At 73.0% G+C, this 21,136-nt stretch carries 15 protein-coding genes and 1 riboswitch; of the genes, 9 read left to right on the forward strand and 6 right to left on the reverse strand.

What is annotated here, in order from left to right:
- Window positions 1-152 precede the first annotated feature (152 nt).
- Window positions 153-3,734, reverse strand: coding sequence for a galactose-binding domain-containing protein (locus ABT158_RS11635; protein WP_352352702.1), 3,582 nt, complete (start codon window positions 3,732-3,734; stop codon window positions 153-155).
- 235 nt (window positions 3,735-3,969) lie between these two features.
- On the opposite strand from ABT158_RS11635, the gene ABT158_RS11640 reads away from it, so the two are divergent.
- From ABT158_RS11640 to ABT158_RS11660, 5 genes are all read left to right on the forward strand, one after another.
- Window positions 3,970-4,962, forward strand: a complete 993-nt coding sequence (locus tag ABT158_RS11640) for a LacI family DNA-binding transcriptional regulator (RefSeq protein WP_352352703.1) — start codon at window positions 3,970-3,972, stop codon at window positions 4,960-4,962.
- A 141-nt stretch (window positions 4,963-5,103) separates the two neighbouring features.
- On the forward strand, window positions 5,104-6,477 hold the full coding sequence (locus tag ABT158_RS11645; protein WP_352352704.1) for an ABC transporter substrate-binding protein: 1,374 nt from the start codon (window positions 5,104-5,106) through the stop codon (window positions 6,475-6,477).
- A gap of 72 nt (window positions 6,478-6,549) precedes the next feature.
- The gene (locus tag ABT158_RS11650; RefSeq protein ID WP_352352705.1) at window positions 6,550-7,470 is read left to right on the forward strand and encodes a carbohydrate ABC transporter permease; all 921 of its coding nucleotides are present in this window, start codon (window positions 6,550-6,552) and stop codon (window positions 7,468-7,470) included.
- Between the two features lie 2 nt (window positions 7,471-7,472).
- Complete coding sequence (locus ABT158_RS11655; RefSeq protein WP_352352706.1) at window positions 7,473-8,432, forward strand: carbohydrate ABC transporter permease; 960 nt, start codon at window positions 7,473-7,475, stop codon at window positions 8,430-8,432.
- Between the two features lie 34 nt (window positions 8,433-8,466).
- Window positions 8,467-9,984, forward strand: a complete 1,518-nt coding sequence (locus ABT158_RS11660) for a glycoside hydrolase family 13 protein (protein ID WP_352352707.1) — start codon at window positions 8,467-8,469, stop codon at window positions 9,982-9,984.
- A gap of 90 nt (window positions 9,985-10,074) precedes the next feature.
- Here the strand turns inward: ABT158_RS11660 and ABT158_RS11665 are convergent, their stop codons facing one another.
- Complete coding sequence (locus tag ABT158_RS11665; protein WP_352352708.1) at window positions 10,075-11,061, reverse strand: endonuclease/exonuclease/phosphatase family protein; 987 nt, start codon at window positions 11,059-11,061, stop codon at window positions 10,075-10,077.
- 41 nt (window positions 11,062-11,102) lie between these two features.
- Entirely contained in the window at window positions 11,103-13,457 is a 2,355-nt protein-coding gene (locus tag ABT158_RS11670) for a protein kinase domain-containing protein (protein ID WP_352352709.1), read from the reverse strand.
- A 136-nt stretch (window positions 13,458-13,593) separates the two neighbouring features.
- On the opposite strand from ABT158_RS11670, the gene ABT158_RS11675 reads away from it, so the two are divergent.
- Window positions 13,594-14,064 (forward strand): PPOX class F420-dependent oxidoreductase, encoded by a 471-nt coding sequence (locus ABT158_RS11675; protein WP_352352710.1) that lies wholly within the window; start codon window positions 13,594-13,596, stop codon window positions 14,062-14,064.
- Between the two features lie 52 nt (window positions 14,065-14,116).
- Here ABT158_RS11675 and ABT158_RS11680 read toward each other — a convergent pair whose 3' ends face one another.
- Complete coding sequence (locus ABT158_RS11680; protein ID WP_352352711.1) at window positions 14,117-14,923, reverse strand: alpha/beta fold hydrolase; 807 nt, start codon at window positions 14,921-14,923, stop codon at window positions 14,117-14,119.
- 97 nt (window positions 14,924-15,020) lie between these two features.
- Window positions 15,021-16,499, reverse strand: a complete 1,479-nt coding sequence (locus tag ABT158_RS11685) for a hypothetical protein (RefSeq protein WP_352352712.1) — start codon at window positions 16,497-16,499, stop codon at window positions 15,021-15,023.
- A gap of 125 nt (window positions 16,500-16,624) precedes the next feature.
- Between ABT158_RS11685 and ABT158_RS11690 the strand changes: the two genes are divergently transcribed.
- Together ABT158_RS11690 and ABT158_RS11695 are read left to right on the forward strand one after the other, a co-directional pair.
- Window positions 16,625-17,947, forward strand: coding sequence for an NsdA family TPR-like regulatory protein (locus ABT158_RS11690; RefSeq protein WP_352352713.1), 1,323 nt, complete (start codon window positions 16,625-16,627; stop codon window positions 17,945-17,947).
- Between the two features lie 58 nt (window positions 17,948-18,005).
- Complete coding sequence (locus ABT158_RS11695; RefSeq protein WP_352352714.1) at window positions 18,006-18,509, forward strand: NUDIX domain-containing protein; 504 nt, start codon at window positions 18,006-18,008, stop codon at window positions 18,507-18,509.
- A gap of 20 nt (window positions 18,510-18,529) precedes the next feature.
- Here the strand turns inward: ABT158_RS11695 and ABT158_RS11700 are convergent, their stop codons facing one another.
- Window positions 18,530-19,984, reverse strand: a complete 1,455-nt coding sequence (locus ABT158_RS11700) for a glycine hydroxymethyltransferase (protein WP_352352715.1) — start codon at window positions 19,982-19,984, stop codon at window positions 18,530-18,532.
- Window positions 19,985-20,006: 22 nt separating this feature from the next.
- Window positions 20,007-20,093, reverse strand: a riboswitch (ZMP/ZTP riboswitch).
- A gap of 82 nt (window positions 20,094-20,175) precedes the next feature.
- Between ABT158_RS11700 and ABT158_RS11705 the strand changes: the two genes are divergently transcribed.
- Window positions 20,176-21,108: a MerR family transcriptional regulator gene (locus tag ABT158_RS11705; RefSeq protein WP_352352716.1), complete on the forward strand. Its 933-nt coding sequence runs from the start codon at window positions 20,176-20,178 to the stop codon at window positions 21,106-21,108.
- Window positions 21,109-21,136 lie beyond the last annotated feature (28 nt).

A 21,136-nucleotide genomic window follows, 5' to 3' on the forward strand; every position in this document is an offset into this window, starting at 1 on the left:
TTCGTCGCCCGAGCGCGGGCCCGCGACCAGCGGGTTCATCGGATTATGTAAAGAAACTTTAAAGTTGTCCACGGAGCTTGCATACCATTTAGGTCATATCGCGGACGTGCCGTCCGGGCCCCCGCGGACCCGGACGGCACCTCAGGGCGGGCTCAGTTCACGTTGAGCGTGAACGTGCTCGTCGTGTTGCGGATGTTCGTCGCGTTGTCGCTCAGCCGCAGATTGCCGAACGTCGCCGAGCCGACCGCCGGGCCCTGCCCCGGCTCGGGCAGCTCGTTGACCCAGATGCCGAAGCCCGACTTGGCGTCGAAGGCGTCGCCGCTGCGGTGCGCGCCCGAGATCGACACGTTCGTGAACACGGTGTCGGTGACCGGGTTCAGCGGCGTGCTCGGACTGGAGTAGCCGGTCTGGAACATGATCCCGCTGTAGGTCGGGTCCACGATGTCCACGTCGGTGACCCGGATGGCGGTGAACTTCTTGGAGGCGGAGAAGATCCACATCGCCGGGAACGTCTGCTGCCCCCAGAAGTGCCCGCCGGCGCGGACGAGCGAGATGTTCTCGAACTTCGTCTGGCCCGGCCCGAAGTCCCGCATCGGGATGCCGAAGTCCAGCGAGCTGATCGTGATGCCCGAGTAGACCAGGGTGTCGGCGATGTAGGCGTTGCGCACGACGTTGTTCTGGCCGCCGTACACCGCGACGCCCGCGGCCCGCCAGGTCAGCAGCGAGGTGATGTTCTCGAAGACGTTGCCCGACTGGTCGGCGTTGACGTTGTCGATCGCCGCGAACAGCGCGAAGCTGTCGTCGCCGGTGGCCCGGGTCTCGACGTTGGTGATCAGGTTGTCCGTGCTGCCGTTGGTGAAGTTGGCACCGTCGGCGAAGGTGTTCCTGATGCGCGAGTTCCTGATCGTGACGTGGTCGACGTTCGTGCCCCAGAACATGCAGACCTGGTGCTCGACCCAGATGTCGTCGATCGTGATGTTCGAGACCTTCGACAGGTCGAAGATCTTGCCGGGGCCGTCGATGCGCGAGGTGTAGTTGCCGAAGTGGGCGAACCCGGCGAACGTCGAGCCGTTCGACGACGCCTCGGTGCGCCAGCCGACGTCGGTGCCGTCCTGGCCCGAGGGCGAGACGAACCTGGTGTACCAGGGGCCGGCGCCGACCACCTTGACGGCCTTGCCGTACACCTGGAACTTGCCCGTCGTCTGGTACGTGCCCGCGGGCAGGTAGACGCCGGTCAGGTTGGCGTCCTGGCGCGCCTTGTCCAGCGCGTTCTGCACGTCCTGCTGGGAGAACCCGGCCGGTACGGCGTAGTGCGCGGGGTCGGGGTTGGCGGCCGGCGAGACCTGCTCCAGGCTGACGAAGTCGATGGCGTAGGTCGTGCTGTTGGCCGGGTCCTTCTGCAGCCTGATCCTGCTGCCCTTCGGGACCGTGGCGTTCAGCATGACGTTGGCCTCGTCGTAGATGTGCCGGGCCGGGCCGGCGCCGGGGGAGTTGCCGGGGCTCGCCTCCGCGCCGTACAGCCAGGCGTACTTCGAGGTCAGGTCGATGGCCTTGTGGAAGGCGCCGTTGACGTAGATGTTCAGGGTCGAGCTCGTGCCGCCGCCGCCCGGGGCGTCCGGGATGGAGAAGCGGGTGACCAGGGTGTTGGTGTCGGCCTTGGTGGTCCACTCGACGTAGGAGCCGGTCTGGTTCAGCGTCACCGCGCGGCGGCCCGACGCCTCGCCGGCCACCGTGCCGACGTCCCTGCTCGGGCCGACGACCTGCGCGCCGCCGCCGGTCACGCCGTCCTCGGCCTCGTAGGTGTCGTACGGCATGTTCGCGCCGCGGCCGACGAAGAGCTGCTGGACGCTGGTGTTGTTGGCCTGCTTGACCGGCAGCTCGTTGGCGTCGTTCGCGATGACGGTCTTCACCGTGTACCTGCCGTTGGCGGCCGTCCAGGTGCCCAGGGACACGGGGGCGGTGGTGGCGCCGGCCGCGATCGCGCCGCTGTGGGCGCCGGTCAGGGTCCTGACGACCGTGCCCGCCTCGTTCGCGACGGTCAGCGTGACGCCGTGCGCGCCGGCGGCGGAGGCCACCGTGCCCTGGTTCCTGATCGCGACCGAGAAGGTCACCGTGCTGCCGGCGGCCGGGTTGCCCGGCGTCCAGGAGACCGGCGCGGCGACCAGGTCGGAGGTGTCCACCGGCTTGACGACCAGCGGGGACGGGCCGGTGAGGGAGTTGTTGGACTCGTTCTGCTCGATGACGGTCCCGGCGTCGTCGGCCTTGGCGGTGACCGGGTAGCTGCCGGCGTCCCGGGCGCCGATGTTCGCGGTCACCGTCGCCGAGGCGCCCGCGGCCAGCGCGCCCACGTTCGCGGTGGCGACCTTGCCGGCGCCGAGGGAGAAGGCGACGTCGGTCGCGGCCGACGCCGCGTTGCCGGCGTTCCTGACCACGGCCGACAGTGTGACCGCGTCGGTCTCCACCGGCGCCTGCGGCGACCAGGACAGCGAGGTCACGGTCAGGTCGGGGTTCGGCGCGGGCACGCCCATGACCTGCAGCTCGGCCACCTGCCCCGCCGGGGCCCCGGTGTTGGCCGTGAACGAGAGCCGCACGTCGGCCACCCGCGCGCCGACCGGCACCGTCACCGTGTTGCCCGAGCCCGGGTCGAACGTGTACGCCGCCGAGGAGACCAGGTTCGTGAACCCCGAGGCGCCCTGCTCCCTGCCGAGCACCTGGAACGTCTGGGTGCGGGTGCTCCACACGGTGGCCGGGTCCAGCCTGACCACGACCGAGGAGACGTCGGCGTTCGCGCCGAGCTGCACGGTCAGCGTGTTCGGATAGCTGCCGCCCGCGCCCTCCCAGTACGTCGTCACGCTGTTGTCGTTGGCGTTGGCGGCGACGTAGGTGTGCACGTAGGAGGAGGCGGTGATCGGCTTGCCGGCGGCCAGGTTCGAGCCGCCGCCCCCGCTGCCGGTGCGGGTGACGGTGTTGCTCGCCGGGGACTGGTTGCCCGCCGCGTCCCTGGCCTTGACCTGGTAGGAGACCGTCAGCGTGCCGGGCTGGGTGTCGGTGTAGGTCAGCACGTTCCCGGCGACGCTGCCGCGCAGCGCGTTGTTGGCGTAGACGTCGTAGCCGGTCACGCCCACGTTGTCGGTGGCGGCGGTCCAGGTCAGCCTGATCTGCCCGGCGACCGGCTCGGTGTAGGCCAGGCCGCCGGGCGCGGACGGGGCCTGGGTGTCGCCCGAGCCGGGGCCGCGCACCTCGAACTCCGAGACCTGGGCGGCGGGCCAGCCGGTGTTGGCGGTGACGGTCACCCGGACGTACCGGACGGTCGCCGCGGTGAAGGTGATCGTCGCCGCCGGGGCGAACGTGCGCACGGCCGAGGCCGAGAGCGTGGTGAGCGGCGAGCCTTCGGTGCCGCCCTGCACCGTCAGCGTCTGCGTCCTGGACTCCCACGTGGAGGGCAGCTTCAGGACCACCTCGTTCACGCTGACGGCCGAGCCGAGGTCCACCTGGATCCACTGGGGGAAGGCGTTGTTGGCGCTCTCCCAGTAGGTGGCCTGGTCGCCGTCGGTGGCGTTGCCGCCGCCGTAGACGTCGGTGGTGCTGCTCACCGTGACCGGTTTCCCGGCGGCCAGGTTGGGGCCCGCGGCCGCGGCCGGTGGGGCCGTCCAGCCGATCAGGGCCACGGCGACGGTCACGGCGACGGCCACGGCCGCCGCGAGGGGGCGTAAGAGGGAGGGCTTGCGTCTCATGGGGGGTGTCACCTCTCGTCGGGCTGGGAGGGTTGCCCGCACCTTAAGTTGACTCATAGAAATCCGCAATGTTTCTACTTCGTTTCGCAAATATTCGACTACGACGTGATTTCGCGGGCCCGTCGAACGAAGCAGGTCGTGACCCCTGCGGAAGCGGTGGAAATCATGTACCTCGCCCGCAAGGATGGGCGCAAGCTGTTGCAAGTCTTTGCGGGATTGGCCGTATAGTTTGCGCATGACCCGACGACTCGGAGACGTGGCCAAGAAGGTCGGCATGAGCGAGGCGACCGTGAGCCGGGTGCTCAACGGCAAGCCCGGCGTGTCGGAGGCCACCAGGGAGGCCGTGCTCACGGCCCTCGACGTGCTCGGGTACGAGCGCCCCACCCGGCTCCGCGGCGACCGCGCCCGGCTGGTCGGCCTGGTGCTGCCCGAGCTGCAGAACCCGATCTTCCCGGCGTTCGCCGAGGTCGTCGGCGGCGCCCTGGCCCAGCAGGGCTTCACCTCCGTGCTGTGCACCCGCACGGTCGGCGGGGTGAGCGAGGCCGACTACGTCAGCCTTCTGCTCTCCCAGCAGGTCAGCGGCGTCGTCTTCGCCGGCGGCCACTACGCCCAGGCCGACGCCTCGCACGAGCACTACGAGCTGCTCTACGAGCGCAAGCTGCCGACCGTCCTGGTCAACGCCGCCGTCGAGCACCTGGGGTTCCCGCAGGTGTCGGCCGACGACGTGGTGGCCGCCGAGATCGCGCTCGGCCACCTGCGCAGCCTCGGCCACGAGCGGGTGGGCCTGGTGCTCGGGCCGCGCGACCACGTGCCGTCCCGGCGCAAGCTCGCCGCCGTGGCAGGCCAGGTCGATCCCGCGCTGGTCGAGCACAGCATGTACTCGCTGGAGGGCGGCCACGCGGCGGCCGCCAGGCTGGTCGCGAGGGGCGTGACCGGCATCGTGTGCGCCAGCGACATGCTCGCGCTCGGCGCGGTGCGGGCCGTGCGCCGGGCCGGCCTGTCGGTGCCGGCGGACGTCTCGGTCGTCGGGTTCGACGACTCGGCGCTGATGAACTGCACCGACCCGCCGCTGACCACCGTGCGGCAACCGATCGACGCCATGGGCCGGGCCGCCGTCGATCTGCTCATCGCGCAGATCGACAAGCACGTGGTGCCCGCCGACGAGCTGCTCTTCGACCCGGAGCTGGTGGTCAGGGGCTCGACGGGACGGGTTCGCGGCTCGTCCTGAGAGCGTCTTCCGGTGACCTAGTCGTTATCTTGCAATCCCATGTCGAAACATTGCGGACATCTGGGGGATCTGCCATTGTGAGCGCACAGCGGGGCGCCTCACCGTCCCCCGGCTTCGTCAAGCTTCGGAAGGGTCAGATCGATGAAGAGATCGGACTATCGCAGGACTGTGGGGCTGCTCGTGGCGGCAGGCCTGAGCATGAGCGCCGTGGCCTGCGGCAGTGGCGACGACACCAAGCCCGAGGCGCAGGGCAGCGCCTCCGGCGCCGCGCAGGTGAGCATCACCGTCGCCTGCCAGCCCGCGAAGTCCGCCCCCAAGGAGCGGCAGGCATGGGACGACGACGTGGCCGCGTTCATGAAGGCCAACCCCGGCGTGACGGTCAAGAGCACCGACCAGCAGCCCTGCTTCGACCCCAAGACCTTCGGCCCGAAGCTGGCCGGCGGCCAGATGGAGACCGTGTTCGTGGTGCCGGTCACCAACTACGGCGACGTGATCGCCAAGGGGCAGGGCCTGGACATCACGCCGTACACCGGTGAGATCAAGAACTGGGACGACCTGCGCCAGGACGTCCGCGACCTGGTCACCAAGGACGGCAAGGTCTACGGCGTCCCCAACGTCCACTACAGCGTCGGCCTGGTCTACAACCGGGCGCTGTTCACCAAGGCCGGGCTCGACCCCAGCAGCCCGCCCAAGACCTGGGCCGAGGTCCGCGAGGCGGCCAAGAAGATCGCCGCGCTCGGCGGCGGCGTCATCGGCTACGGCGAGTACTCCGGCGGCAACACCGGCGGCTGGCACTTCAACCAGGCCCTGTACGGCCGCGGCGGCGACATGGTCTCGGCCGACGGCAAGACCGCCGCGTTCAACTCGCCCGAGGGCAAGGCCGTGCTGCAGTTCCTCAAGGACCTGCGCTGGGTGGACAAGAGCACCGGCGCCAAGCTGTTCAACGCCTGGGAGCCGCTCATGCAGGCCATGGGCTCGGGCAAGGTCGGCATGATGCTCGGCGCCCCCGACGTCGTCACCGACGTGGTCAACAAGTTCAAGGGCGCCGCCACCGACTACGGCATCACCGGCTTCCCCGAGGCCAAGGCGTCGCTGAGCGGCGGCGAGGCGTTCTTCGTCAACCCCAAGGCCACGCCCGAGCAGGCCAAGGCCGGTCTGGCCTGGGTGAACTTCCGCTTCAACACCGTCGGCAAGGGCCGCTTCGACTTCGCCCGCGGCAAGTCGCTCGGCAACCCGGTCGGCGTGCCCGACAACGACGTCTACGGCGCCTCGCCCACCGGCAAGGCCATCCAGGACGCCCGCAAGGCCAACGCCACCCTGCCGGTGGAGAACTACCAGCCGTACGTGGACGCCTCGGCCACCATCCCGCCCAAGATGGAGCCGCCGCACGCCCAGGAGCTCTACGCCATCCTCGACGTCGCCATGTCGGCCGTGCTGAGCCGCGAGGACGCCGATGTCGACCAGCTCCTCGCGGACGCCGAGACCAAGGCGAACGCCATGCTCGGCAAGAGCTGAGCGGAACGTGAGACCGGGGCGCCGCACCCGCCGGCGCCCCGGTACGTCGAGTCGGTGATCGGAGACACACCCATGAGCATTGCGACCGCCGGAGCCGCGCGACGGCCGAGGCCGCCCTCGCCGTTGCGCCGGGCGTTGCGGAGGAACCTGACGGCCTACGGGTTCATGGTCGGGGCGCTGTTCTGCTTCGTCCTGTTCTCCTGGTATCCCATCGTCCAGGAGTTCATCCTCAGCTTCCAGAAGACCGACCTGGTCAACGAGCCGGAGTGGGTCGGGCTGGACAACTTCAGGGCCGCCTTCGCCGACCCCGCCTTCGGGCCCGCGTGGCTGAACACGCTCATGTTCACCGTCCTCGCGCTGGTGCTCGGCTACGGGCTGCCGTTCGCGGTGGCGATCCTGCTCAACGAGCTCCGCCACTGCCGGGCGTACCTGCGGTTCGTGGTGTACCTGCCGGTCATGCTGCCCCCGGCCGTCGCGGTGCTGCTCTTCCGCTGGTTCTACGACCCCGACGTCGGCCTGTTCAACCAGATCCTCGACTTCTTCTCGCTGCCCGGACTCAACTGGATCTACTCGACCGACACCGCCCTGCTCTGCCTGGTGCTCGTCTCGACCTGGATGAACATGGGCTCGGCGACCCTGATCTACCTCGCCGCGCTGCAGAACATCCCGCCCGACCTCTACGAGGCCGCCGAGCTCGACGGCGCCGGCGTGTGGAAGCGGATCAGGCACATCACGATCCCGCAGACCCGGCTGATCCTGCTGCTCATGCTGATGTTGCAGATCGTCGCGACCATGCAGGTCTTCATCGAGCCGTACCTGCTCACCGGCGGCGGCCCCGAGAACGCCACCGCCACCGTCGTCTTCCTGATGTTCCAGCAGGCGTTCACCTACAGCGACTACGGCGCGGGCGGCGCGCTCGGGATGATGCTCATGGTCGTCCTGCTCGCCTTCGCCGCCGTGCAGCTCCGGCTGACCCGCGAGGAGAAGGGCTGACCATGTCGAACGCCACCCTGCGACGCCCCGCCGCGCCGCCCTCGCCGGGACGCCGGGCCAGGAGACGGCCGCCCAGACGCATCGAGGTGCAGTTCCGCACGATTATCTCCCCGCACCAGCTCAACAGCCGGTGGGGACGGCGCGTCTACTGGACGGTCCTGGTCGCGACGGTCGTCACGTTCACGGTCGTGTTCCTCCTGCCGATGTACTGGATGATCACCGGCGCGCTGAAGTCGGCCGAGGAGTTCGCCCAGGTGCCGCCCACGCTCTTCCCGAAGGAGCTGAACTTCGGCAAGTTCCTGGAGTCGTGGGAGCTGTTCGACATCGGCACGCTGCTGCGGAACACCGTCCTGTACGCCGGCGGCGGCTGGCTGATCACCATGTCGGTAGACGTCGCCGCCGCGTACGCGCTGTCGAAGCTGCGCCCGGCGTTCGGCAACGTCATCCTCGGCGCCATGCTGGCCACGCTGATGATCCCGCCGATGGTCGTGCTCATCCCCACCTATCTCGCCATCCACGACGTGCCGATCCTCGGCTGGGACCTGCTGAACAACCCGTGGGGCCTGTGGCTGCCCGCCGCGGCCAACGGCTTCAACATCTTCCTGCTCAAGAGGTTCTTCGACTCCATCCCCCGCGAGCTGCTCGAAGCCGCCCAGATCGACGGCGGCGGCCCGTTCCGCATCCTGTGGTCGGTGGTGCTGCCGGTCTCCCGCCCGATCCTCGGCGTGACGTCGATCTTCACGATCGTCACCTCGTTCAAGGACTTCATCTGGCCGCTGCTCGTCATGAGCGACAGCGAGAAGATGACGCTCAGCGTGGGCCTGGCCCAGACCGCCGGAGCCGTGTCGCAGGACCAGGTCATGGGCGGCCTGGTGATCGCCAGCATCCCGACCGTCATCGTCTTCTTCATCTTCCAGCGGCACATCATGGCGGGACTCACCGCCGGCAGCCTCAAGGGCTGAGTGCCTCCACCTATGGCAAGGAGTTGTCTTCAGCATGTCCGAAACGTGGTGGCGGGGAGCCGCGATCTATCAGGTCTACCTGCGCAGCTTCGCCGACGGCAACGGTGACGGCGTGGGCGACCTGGCGGGGCTGCGGGCACGTTTGCCGTACCTGTCGGCGCTCGGGGTGAACGCGATCTGGCTCAACCCCTGGTACCCCTCGCCGCTGGCCGACGGCGGGTACGACGTGGCCGACTACCGGGACATCGATCCCGTCTTCGGCACCCTGGCCGAGGCGGAGGAGTTCATCGCCGAGGCGCACGCCCTGAACATCAGGATCATCATCGACGTGGTGCCGAACCACAGCTCGACCGCGAGCGCGTGGTTCCAGGAGGCGCTGCGCGACCCGTCCGTGCGCGACCGGTTCTGGTTCCGGGACGAGCCCGGCGAATGGCAGTCGATCTTCGGCGGCCCCGCCTGGACCCAGGTGCCCGACGGCCAGTGGTACCTGCACCTGTTCGACCCCGGCCAGCCCGACCTCAACTGGACCAACCCCGACGTCCACCGCGAGTTCCACGACGTGCTGCGCTTCTGGTACGACCGCGGCGTGGACGGCATCCGCATCGACTCGGCCGCCCTGCTCGCCAAGCCCGACGGCCTGACCGGCTCGTACGAGGACCTGGACGAGGTCCACGACGTCTACCGGAGCTGGCGCCTGATCAGCGACGAGTACGACGGCCGCGTCCTGGTCGGCGAGGTCTGGCTGCCCGACCAGCAGCGCCTGGCCCGCTACCTGCGCTCCGACGAGCTGCACACCGTCTTCAACTTCCCGTTCCTGGCCTGCCCCTGGGAGCCCGCCGGCCTGCGCCAGGTGATCGAGCAGACCCTCGCCACCCATGCCCCGCTCGGCGCCCCGCCCACCTGGGTGCTGTCCAACCACGACGTCGCCCGCGTCGTCACCCGGTACGGCCGCGCCGACACCTCCTGGGACCACGGCGACCGCAGGGACGGCGCCCCCTCCGACCTGGAGCTCGGCTACCGCCGGGCGCGCGCGGCGGCGCTGCTGGCCATGGCGCTGCCCGGCGGCATCTACATCTACCAGGGCGAGGAGCTGGGCCTGCCGGAGGTGGACGACATCCCCGACGAGCTGCGCCAGGACCCGATGTGGCGGCGCTCGAACCACACGGTGAAGGGCCGCGACGGGTGCCGGGTGCCGCTGCCGTGGTCGGGCGACGAGCCGCCGTTCGGCTTCGGCACGGCCACGCCGTGGCTGCCGCAGCCGGACGCCTGGAACAAGCTCACCGTCGAGGCCCAGACCGCCGACCTGGGCTCGATGCTCAACCTCTACCGGGACGGGCTGCGCATCCGTGCCGAGCGGCTCGGCGACGGCACGCTCACCTGGCTCGACCTCGGGTCCGACGTGCTCGCCTTCACCCGGGACTCCGGTCTGACCTGCGTGGTCAACCTGGGCGCCGATCCGGTGCCGCTGCCCGCCCACGACACGGTCCTGCTGGCCAGCGGCGCCCTGGACGGCGACCGCCTGCCCACCGACACGGCGGCCTGGCTGGCCTGACAACGCCCCGGCCCGTGCCCGGCCTGCCCACGGGCGCGGCCTGTCCGGGGGCGTGCCCGGTCTGTCGCCGGGCGCGGGGCGTCCGGCGGGTCAGCTCCGGACGCGGAGGTCGGCGAAGAGCGCGCGGTGGTCGGAGCCGGGCAGGTCGAGGACGCGCACGTCCACCGCCCGCGCCCGCCCGTCCGTGAGCACGTGGTCGATCGCCACCAGCGGCGGGATCCGGCGCATCGGCCACGTGGGGACCAGCCCCTTGCCGGTGGCCGCCGCCGCGTCGGTGTAGCCGGTGCCCAGCAGCCGCCGGAACACGGCGTGGTCCAGCGTGGCGTTGAAGTCCCCGGCCAGGATGCGCGGCGCGCCCGTGGACGGCGCGGGCGGCAGCGTCCCGACCCCCGCCTGCCACTCCGGCACCGTCGAGGGCACCGGCGCCACCGGATGCACCACCACCACCTCCACCGCGCCGCCGGGCAGCGCCGCCTCCACGACCGGCATGTGGTGCCCGACCGGCTGGAACAGGCCCGTGCGCTCGCGCAGCGGGTGGCGCGCGTAGACGCCGCTGCCCACCGGCCCCCACGTCTCCGGCCTGGTGACCTGGTACGGCAGCAGCGTCTCCAGCCCGGCCGCCGCCAGCCGGTCGCGTTCGGCCCAGGTCAGCTCCTGGAGGCTGAGCACGTCCACGTTCAGCGTGCGGACCAGGTCGACGATCGTGCGGGCGTCGCCGCGGCCGCCGTTGAGGTTGGCGGTCAGCACGCGCAACGGGCGGCCGGTCGCGGCGTCCGTGCCGCCGGGCAGGGCGCGCGGGAGCACCAGCCAGGCCAGGCACACGCACACCGCCAGCATGACGGCGACCGCCGCCCTGCTGCGGGCCAGCGCCGCCGCCCCCAGCATCAGCAGCGCCGCCACCCCGAAGTACGGCGTGAAGGACACCAGCGGGACCAGCAGGACGCCCGACTCCAGGCCGCCGAGCCGGACCGCCGTCCCCGCCGCGAACAGCACCGCGACCGCCGTCGCCAGCCGCCGCCGCCAGACCCGGCGCGGACGCGTCCGCACGGGCTCCTTCACCACTTCGTCCGTGAGCACAGCCCGAACCCTAGGCCGCGATTCTTAAACCTGGATGAGCGTCAGGCGGGACCGAGGCTCCACGCGCTCAGCAGGGCGTCGCCGCCGCTGCCCACGACCACGGGACGGCCCTCCAGCTCGGCCAGCGCCAGGGCCCGCACCTCGGCGCCCGGCCCCGGGCCCAGCTCCCCGACGACCTTGCCGTCGGTCAGGCTCCAGACGCGGACCACCGTCTCGCCGCCGCCCGGCGTGTGCGCGACGACCGCGACGGGCCTGCCGCCGAGCGCGCCCACGACCAGCGCGGACGTCCCCCGGTCGTCGGGGCTGCGGCGGCTGAAGTCCCACTTCTTCCTGCGTCTGCCGGTCGCCAGGTCGTAGACGCGCAGGGTGGCGTCGAGGTGGGTGGAGACCAGGACGGGACGGCCGTCCAGTTCGCCGCAGGCGAGCAGCTCGATGCCGCCGATCTCGCCGGTCTTGTAGGTATGTGTCACCTTTCCGTCTGACAGGCGGCGTACCCGGACGCGGTTGGCGCCGTCGCCGGTGACCAGCACCTCGTCGTCGCCGAGGCGGCCGAACGCCAGGCCGTTGACGCCCTGGAAGTGGTCGGTGACGGCGGGACCGATCTGGCGGCCGGTGGCCAGGTCCCACAGGCGGACGACGCTGTGCAGGTCCTTCAGGCTGTCGTACTTCTGGGTGACGGCGACGGCGCGTCCTGCGGTGGTGACGGCGATGACCGGGTCGGCCGCCTTCTTCGTGTTGAGGGCGCCGCCCGCCGGGTTCCACAGCCGCATCGCGCCGTCGCCGTGTCCGGACGCGGCCTTGCCGTCGGCGCAGGCCACGGCGGTCGCGGCGGCGCCGCCGTCGCCGAGCCTGCGCACGGGCGCGGACGCCGGGCCGAGGTCCCAGACGAGCACCGCGCCCTTGGACGTGCCGCAGACGACGGTGGTGCCGGCGGCGGCCAGGACGGCCGGCGTCCCGCTGCCCGCAGGCAGCGCCACGGGCTCCCTGACGGGCGCGCCGAACGGCTCGGCCGCGGGGGAGTGTGTGGTGGACACCGTGGGGGATCCGGTGGGCGACCCTGTGGGCGACCCTGTGGGGGACGTGCTGGGCGCTGGGCTCGTCGCGGCTGTCGTGGGCGTGCCTGTTGCCGTGCCCGTCGCCGGGGGGCCGGTCGGGTCGCCGGTGGGGCGGGGGGACGGGTCGTCGGCGAGGCCGTTCGCGGGGCGCAGCAGCAGGAAGGCGGACGCCGCCGCGGCCACCGCGGCCGTCGCCCCGCCGACCACCACGGCCCGCCGGCTCACCCGCCGATCCGCACCCGGCCTGGTCGCCTCCCCGCGAAACGCCGGCCCCGTCGCCCCAGCCAGACCCGGAGGAACCGTCGCCCCAGCTCCGCCCCCGGCAGGCAGAACCGTCGCCCCAGGCCCGCGCGGGGGAACCGGCGCCCCGGCTCCTGGTCCGGTCGGATGGGCCGTTGCTCCGGGTCCGTGCGGGGGGACCGGCGCGGCGGGCCCTGCGGGGCCGGGTGGGTACGGCGTCGGCGGGCCCGGGGCGGCGGGCGTCGATGCGGAGTCGGGCGCCGGTGCAGGGGGCGGGGAGGTCGGGTGGGGGGAGCCGGGGGCGCTGATGAGGTGGCGGAGGAGGGCGGCGGGGGTGGGACGGGCGGCGGGGTCCTTGGCGAGGCAGGACCGGATCGGGTCCACCAGGCGGGCCGGCACGTCCGTGAGGTCGGGCGTCCCGCTCATGACCTTGTGCAGGATGGCGGCGACCGTCTCACCCGCGTACGGCGGATGACCGGTGGCCGCGAACACCATCGTCCCCGCCCAGCTGAACACGTCGGACGCCGGCCCGATCCGCTCGCCCGCGAACTGCTCGGGCGACATGTACGCAGGCGTCCCCATCGGCGCCGAGGCCTGCGTCGTCGCCCCCAGGGCCTTGGCGATGCCGAAGTCGATGACGATCGGCCCCTCGGGCCCCATCAGCACGTTGCCCGGCTTGAAGTCCCGGTGCACGATCCCGGCCTCGTGGATGGCGGCCAGCGCGGTCAGCGTGGAGATCGCCAGCCGGTCCAGCGCGCCCCCCGTGCGCGGCCCCGACTCCCGGACGAGCCTCTGCAGAGTGTCGCCCGCGACGTACTCGCTCACGATGTACGGCCGCCCGTCGGACACCCCCACGTCCAGCACGGCGGCCGTGCAGAACGCGGCCACCCGGCGCGCCGCCTCGGCCTCGCGCAGCAGGCCCCGGGTGACGTCGTCGTCCTGGGTGAGGTGGCTGTGCAGCAGCTTGATCGCGACCTCGCGGCCCGCGCCGTCGACGCCCTTGTAGACGACCCCCTGGCCGCCCGAGCCGAGCACGCCGAGCAGCCGGTGGTCGCCGATCCGGTCGGGATCGCCCGGCCGGAGCGGACGGACTTCCGGCATTCCGCTCCTCCCCTCGGGCACGTACCGGCATATGCCGGCGAACCACACCATAGGGCCGCCTGGGCGAGCCCCGGAAGCCGGGGGCGGCGCCGGATGGCAGGATCGAAGCCGGCACCGCACAGGAAAGGCGTCCCGTATGGCTCCCAGGATCGCGACCGCCCGCCGCGTCGACCTGCCCGAACTTCTCGACTTCCTCCGCCCCCGGCACCACGGCCTGCTCGCGACGACCCGCGCCGACGGGCGTCCCCAGCTCTCGCCGGTCTCGTGCGGCGTCGACGACGAGGGCCGGATCGTGGTCTCCACCTACCCCGGGCGCGCCAAGGCCGCGAACGCCCGGCGCGACGAGCGCGTCTCGATGTGCGTCCTGTCCGACGACTGGGACGGCCCCTACGTCCAGATGGACGGGCGAGGCGAGGTGCTGGACATGCCCGAGGCCCTCGACGCCCTGGTGGACTACTACCGGTGCATCGCCGGCGAGCACCCCGACTGGGAGGAGTACCGGCAGGCCATGCGCCGCCAGAACAAGTCGCTGATCCGGATCACGATCGACCGCTGGGGGCCGATCGCGACCGGCGGCTTCCCGGCGAACCTGACCCCCGGCGGCTGAGCGCCCGACCAGGAGCACCCAACCAGGGGCCCGCCAGCAGAAGCGCGCCGCATCAGCGGGCCAGCACCTCGCGCAGCACGTCGGCGAACTCCTTCGGACGGTCCACGAAGCCGCCGTGCTCGCCGGGGAACACCACCGGCGGCGCGCCGAGCAGGTCGGCCAGCGCCTGCGCGGTGCGGTACGTGAGCAGGCCGCCCGACTCGGCCCCGACGCCCACCACGACCCGGGCCGGCCCGGCCTTCAGCGCCGCGACGTCGGGCACGTACCGGGTGGTGCCGCGCAGCTCGTGCAGGAAGAAGTGGGCGGCGTCGGCCAGGTCCTGCTCGGGCGACTCGCTCGGCGGCGGGGCCGGGGCGTCCTCGCCGGTCTGGAAGCCCGCGGTGGCCATGAACTTCCCGAACGCCGCCCCCGGGCCCTCCCGGCGGAACGTCTCGATCATGTCGTCCACCTCGGCGCGGCGCCGGGCCACGTCGGGCAGCAGCTCCAGCAGGGGCGGCTCGTGCGCGACGAGGGTGCGCACGCGGGTGGGGTGGCGGGTGACCAGGGCGAGGCCGGTGACCGCGCCGCCGCTGCTGCCGAGCACGTCGGCCGACTCGGCGCCGAGCGCGTCGATGATCGCGAGCGCGTCGCCGGCCCGCAGGTCGGGGGTGGAGTCCTGGCCGGGGTCGTCGAGCGTGCTGCCGGCCACGCCGCGCGGGTCGTGCGTGACGACGGTGTGCTCGCCGGCCAGCTCCTCGGCCAGCGGGGCGAAGGGGGCGGCGTCCATCGGCGCGCCCACGAGCAGCAGCAGCGGGCCGCTGCCGCGGACGTGGTAGCGCAGGCGCCCGCCCGGTATGTCGAGAATGTGCGTGGTGCTCATCGGTGTGGGTCCTTCCGCGGAGTCGGGTGGCACCAGGTTGGACCACCGGGGACGGGAGAACTCATCGGTCCGCGGACTCCCTGTGGCAATGCGCCGATCAGAGCTCCTTGACCTCGTCGAACAGCTCCTCGACGGCCGCGACGATCCGCCGGGTGGCCAGGGAGGCGGTGTCCGGGCCGTCGAACGGGTGCGCCACGCCCTCGGCGACGCCCTCGACGGTGGCGAGGTGGGCCCCCGGATGGCAGACGACGTCCGGCTCGGGCAGGTTGGCCAGCAGGAACTCGCCCTGGCTCGCCCGCGCCTGCGACGGGTGCGCCCCCCGCCGCACCCACCGCAGGCTCCCCGACCGGTCCAGACGGTAGACGCCGGGGCCGTGGGCGGCCGACACGCGTACGGGCGTGTCGCGGGCCAGGCGGACCCGGACGTGGAACGGCCCGCCCGGCCGGGCCGAGCGCAGCAGCGTGCGCTGGTTGAACTCCTGCGCGTCCCCCAGCCAGGTCACCGGCCCGCCGAGCATCACCGACAGGTGGGCCAGCACGAACGGGGGCAGCCCGGCGGCCTGCTGGTTGACCGACGCCACCTCGGTGCCCTCCTGGTGCCGCCACTTGATCGCCGTCAGGTGGACCCGTTCGCCCGGGGTGAGGATGGCCTCCACGCTGAACAGGCCGGCCGCGCCGTACCTGCGCCAGGCCCAGGACGCGATGCGCTCGGCGCACTCGATGAGCAGCGCGGCGGCGGACGCCGGCCAGGGGCGCGACCAGTCGTCGCCCGTGCTGCGCATCGGCCCGGCGCCCAGCTCGGCGATCCCGGCCGAGGTGTGGGCGGGGCGGTCGGCGTACACCCGGACGCCGCCGTCGCGGTCGGGCACGCTGAGCACCGCGATCGTGCACGGCCAGCCCGGCACGTACGCCGCCACCCGGTACGGCCCGAGCAGCCGGGCCGCGCGCGGCATGTCCTCCTCGCCCGCGACGACCACCGTGCCGTGCCGGTCCGCCCGCCGGCCCGCCTGCACCACGACCCGCTCGGTGCCCACCGCGCGCCGCAGCTCGGCCAGTCCGGGCAGCCGCTCGACGTGCACGCAGGGGACGCGGGCCACCGCCGGCACGCCGGCCGCCCGCAGCAGGTCGTCCAGCAGGTGCTTGGCCTCGATCGCGGCCCGCACGTCGGCGTCGATGGCCGCGACGACCCCGCCGGGTCCGGCCAGCTCGCGCAGGCGGGCGTTGTCGTACCAGGTGAAGACGACCGGCGGACGGTCCAGCTTGAGCAGGTGCCGGGCGGCCTCGTGCCGGACGCGGGGCAGCCAGGCGTGCCGCTCGGCGACCGACCGGGTCCTGGTGCGCTCCTCGGCGGCGACGACCATGCCAGGCAGCGCCGGGTCCCACGCCGAGTAGCAGCCGATGCTCAGCGCCGGGCGCAGCACCTCGATCGGGGCCGGGCCGGTGTAGCCGGTGCGCAGCGCGGTGCTGAACCGTTCGACGCAGACCAGCGGGCGGCCCGCCAGCGCGGCCGTCAGCTCCTCCTGCGCCGCCTCCTCCAGGCCGGTATCGTGCCGGCCCGCGCCGTGCAGCCCGTCCATCAGCCCCTCCCTCGCCGTCCTCCGTACCAGGCCGTCCCATGAGGAGCACGGCCCGCACTCTTGACGGTGCGCCACGTCCGGCGCACCGTCGAGGCCACAGTGATGTGAAGCGATGTGAAGACGAGATGCCGCCCCGCCGTACCCACCCAGTCGTCAACCGGGCGCTGGCGGCGTTGATCGAGCAGGCGGGCTGGACCCACGCGGCCACCGCGCGGCACGTCAACGCCGTCGCCGCCGAGAGTGGCGAGCGCGTGCACTACGACCGCTCGGCGGTCGGCCACTGGCTGACCGGCACCATCCCGCGCCCCGAGGCGGTGCGCGCGGCGGTCGAGGCGTTCCGCCGCCGCCTGGGCAGGCCCGGCCTGCGCCCGGCGCATCTGGGCTGGCCGGAGCCGGGCGGGCCGCCGTCCGCCGACGACCCCTGGCGCGGCGACCCGGTCGCCCGGCTCGCCGTCCTGGGCGAGGACGACCTGCTCAACCGGCGCACGTTCACCCTGGCCGCGTTGTCCGGCTTATCGGTCCTGGCCACGCGGCGGACGGGCGGCCGCGCGGCGGTCCGCCGGGCCGGCGCGGGCGACGTCCAGCGGATCCGCGCCACCACCCGCGCCTTCGCCGACCTGGACGACCGCTACGGCGGCGGCCACGCCCGCGCCGCGGTCGCCGCATACCTGTCCCGCGAGGTCACGCCCCTGCTGCACGGCACGACCGGCCGCCGCAGGCCCGACCTGTTCGCCGCCGCCGCCGAGCTGAGCTACCTGGCCGCCTACATGGCCATGGACGCCGGCGCCCACGCCTTGGCCCAGCGCTACTACATCAGCAGCGTGCGCCTCGCCGACGAGGCCGCCGACCTGCTGCTGCGCGCCACCGCCCTGCGCAGCATGGCCGTCCAGGCGGCCGAGCTGGGCCACGACGGCGAGGCGCTGGCCCTGGCCGAGGCGGCCGCGTCCGCGCTGGCCGGGCACGGTCCCGCCCGCACCCAGGCGTGGATCACCGGCATGCGCGCCGAGACCCACGCCGCCGCCGGCACCCGCTGGGACGCGCTCATGCTGCTCAGCCGTACCGAGACCCAGCTCGAACGGGCCGACTCCGTCCCCGAGTCGGAGTGGACGGGCAACTACCGGCGCGAGTCCCTGGAGCACCAGATCGGCCTGACCCTCACCCAGCTCGGCGACCACGCCACCGCCGCCCGCCACTTCGCCGCGTCCATGCGGGCCAGACGGCCGGTCGAGCTGCGCACCCGCGCCCTGATCGGGCTGCGGGCCGCCCACTCCCTCCTGCGCGCCGGGGAGGTGGACCAGGCGGCGGCCACCGTCCTCGACCTGAGCGACGACCTCCGGCTGATCTCCTCGGCCCGGGTCCGGGAGGAGCTGCGCGGCCTGCGCGCCGCCTGGCAACCCCACCGCGGCAACCCCCTGGTCAGCCGCGCGGACCGCTCGGTCGCGGGCTGACCCGCGGCACCGCCGTCCGGCCCGGTGCGTTCATCGGGCCGGGCTCTAGGATCGCGGCGTGATCAGGAACGCGTACTGCTCCTTCTGCGGCGCCGCCTTCGCCTCCGGCCAGCCCTGGCCCCGCACCTGCGCGGCCTGCGGCAACACCAGCTACCTCAACCCGCTGCCGGTCGCGGTGACGCTGCTGCCCGTGGACGACGGCCTGCTCGTCGTACGCCGGGACGTCGAGCCGCGCCGCGGCCGGCTGGCCCTGCCCGGCGGGTTCATCGACGTGGGGGAGTCCTGGCAGCAGGCGGCCGTGCGCGAGCTGCGCGAGGAGACGGGCGTGGTGGCCGAGGCCGCCGACGTCACGCTCTTCGACGTGGTCAGCGCCCCGGACGGAACCGTGCTGATCTTCGGGCTCGGCCCGCGCGTCACCGCGTCCGCGCTGCCGCCGATGGAGGCCACGGACGAGACGAGCGAGTGGCTGGTCATCGACGGGCCCGCCGAGCTGGCCTTCCCCGCCCACACCCGGATGGCCGCCGCCTACTTCACGGGACAGGCCCGCCGCGGGCCGGAGTGAGCGGGGTGGGCGTCGGCGGGTCAGCCCAGGTCGAGGCCCGGGTAGAGCGGATGGGCGGCCAGCAGCTCGGCCGCCGCGGCGCGGGTCTTCTCGGCGGTGCTCTGCGGCAGGTCGTACTTCGCCTTGGAGGTGGCCGACGGCGTGGTGTCGGTCAGCACGCCCACGATCAGCTCGGCGACCTGGTCGAACTCCTGCGTCCCGAACCCGCGCGAGGTGAGCGCCGGGGTGCCGAGCCGGATGCCCGAGGTGTACCAGGCGCCGTTGGGGTCGCGCGGGATCGCGTTGCGGTTGGTGACGATCCCGGCGTCGAGCAGCGCCGACTCCGCCTGCCGGCCGGTCAGCCCGTACGTGGACACGTCGAGCAGCACCAGGTGGTTGTCGGTGCCGCCGGTGACCAGCCGTACGCCGCGCCGCGCCAGGCCCTCGGCCAGGGCGACCGCGTTGCCGGCCACCGCCCGCGCGTAGTCGGCGAACTCGGACTGCCGCGCCTCGGCCAGGGCGACGGCCTTGGCCGCCATCACGTTGCCGAGCGGGCCGCCCAGCACCATCGGGCAGCCCCGGTCGATCGAGTCGGCGTACTCCCGCCGGCACAGCACCAGGCCGCCGCGCGGCCCGCGCAGCGACTTGTGCGTGGTGGTCGTCGTGACGTGCGCGTACGGCACCGGGTCGTGCACGCCGGTGAACACCTTGCCCGCGACCAGCCCGGCGAAGTGCGCCATGTCCACCATCAGGACCGCGCCCACCTCGTCGGCGATCTCCCGCATGCGGGCGAAGTCGATGCGCCGCGGGTAGGCCGAGTACCCGGCGATCAGCACCAGCGGGCGGAACTCGCGGGCGGTGGCGCGCAGCGCGTCGTAGTCGAGCAGGCCGCTGTCCGGGTCGGTGCCGTAGGAGCGCTGGTGGAACATCTTGCCCGAGATGTTGGGACGGAAGCCGTGGGTGAGGTGACCGCCCGCGTCCAGCGACATGCCGAGGGCCCGCTGGTCGCCCAGGGCCTTGCGCAGGGTCTCCCAGTCGTCCTCCGACAGGTCGTTGACGTGCCGCGCGCCGGCGGCGGCCAGGGCCGGGGCCTCCACCCGGTGGGCCAGGATGCCCCAGAACGCCACCAGGTTGGCGTCGATGCCCGAGTGGGGCTGGACGTAGGCGTGCTCGGCGCCGAACAGGGCCTTGGCGTGGTCGGCCGCCAGCTGCTCGACGGTGTCGATGTTCTGGCAACCGGCGTAGAAGCGGTGGCCGATCGTGCCTTCCGCGTACTTGTCGGACAGCCACGTGCCCATCGTGAGCAGCACGGCCGGGGAGGCGTAGTTCTCGCTCGCGATGAGCTTCAGCGAGGCGCGCTGGTCGGCCAGCTCCGCGCGGATCGCGCCGGCCACGCCGGGCTCCACGGCGGCGATCACGTCGAGCGCGTTGCGGTAGGCGGCCGACACGGTGGCCGCGTCGTGGGCGCCGTAGGAATGGGGGTGCTCTTCAGCCATGACTTCTCCCGAGCCGTCGAAGTGAGGGCACCCAGGCGCGCGGCGACGTCCAGGACCGCTCCCCGGTGGTCAGTCCCACCTTACGATCACGCCGGTCACGATCCGAGGCTTGACACCACGGTCATCGGCCGGAGCCGCGCAACGAGGGAGGCGCTTGAGTCTCCACCAGGGGGAGACGCCAAGGTGGACCCATGGACGGCGGCACCCTCTACACGATCGGCGACCTGGCGCGGCGGACCGGTCTGCCGGTCAGGACCATCAGGTTCTACTCCGATCGCGGGATCGTGCCGCCGGTGGAACGCAGCCCGGCCGGCTACCGCCTCTACGACGCCGCCGCCGCGGCCCGCCTCGACCTCGTGCGCACGCTGCGCGACCTCGGGGTGGACCTGGTCACGGTCCGCAAGGTCGTGGACCGGGAGCTGACGCTCGCGCAGGTCGCGACGGCCCACGCCGAGGCCCTGGCGGTGCGGATCCGCGCGCTGCGGGTGCGGCGCGCGGTGCTGACGGCGGTGGCCCGGCGCGGCTCGGGGCCCGAGGAGATGGAGCTCATGCACAGACTCGCAGGACTGTCGGAGGACGAACGCCGCCGCCTGGTCGGCGACTTCCTGGACGCCGCCGTCCCGGACGCCGGGCCGGGAACGGCGGGGATCCGGGTCTCGCTGACCCCCGAACTGCCCGACGACGCCGAGCCGGAGCAGGTGGAGGCGTGGCTGGAACTGGCCGAACTGATGGCGGACCCGTCCTTCCGCGCGAAGCTGCACGACCTGACCACCGATCACGCCACCGACCACGCCGCGGGCCAGGGGGAGGGGGTGCGGCGGGACCCCGTGTCGCGGGGCGTGTGGGCGGCGGGGAAAGCGCTGGCGGTGGGCGTGGATCCCGCCGCGCCCGAGTCCGCGCCGGTCGTGGCGGCGGTCGCCGGCGAGTACGCACGCCTCCTGGGCCGTCCCGACGACGCCGGGCTCCGGCGGCGGCTGCTGGCCAGGCTGACGGCGGTGAACGACCCCCGCAGGGAGCGCTACCTCCGCCTGCTCGCCGTGATCAACGCCTGGCCGCCCCCGGACCCGTCGGCCCCGGCCCTCGACTGGCTCGTCACGGCCCTGCGCACCCACCCGGCCCCCTGAACCCGGGCCCGGAGACACCACCGGACGG

This window comes from Nonomuraea sp. NPDC001636 (assembly GCF_040298265.1).
Classification (GTDB): Bacteria; Actinomycetota; Actinomycetes; order Streptosporangiales; family Streptosporangiaceae; genus Nonomuraea.